The organism is Pseudomonas sp. 2822-15 (assembly GCF_002742515.1).
GTDB lineage: Bacteria > Pseudomonadota > Gammaproteobacteria > Pseudomonadales > Pseudomonadaceae > Aquipseudomonas > Aquipseudomonas salomonii.
Genome location: NZ_LJRY01000388.1, coordinates 1 through 244, shown reverse-complemented (window position 1 = coordinate 244; position 244 = coordinate 1). Strand labels below are relative to the sequence as shown.

Annotated in this window: 1 protein-coding gene; it reads left to right on the top strand. The window is 32.8% G+C overall.

The window, feature by feature from the left end; all coding sequences use genetic code 11:
- Positions 1 to 187 (top strand): hypothetical protein (locus AOA59_RS32965; RefSeq protein WP_218212239.1); only part of this gene is annotated, 187 nt, incomplete at its 5' end.
- Positions 188 to 244 lie beyond the last annotated feature (57 nt).

Genomic DNA, 244 nt, shown 5'->3' with positions numbered 1-244 from the left:
TGTTTGGGTTGAGGGATCTGTCTTATTTGAAAATAAAAAGGCAGATGTAAGAGTGAAGTCTTCAAAAAAGACACCTGTATTCACTGATGTGAAGGCGTTATTACAACATATAGAATCACACGTACCTAAAAAAGAGTTGGACGACACTCAACTTGAAGAAATTAAGTCTATACTTAAGGAAAAATAAGTGGAACAGTGTTAAAGTTACAGCGATGAAATGAATAAAGATCATTTTATTTAATCC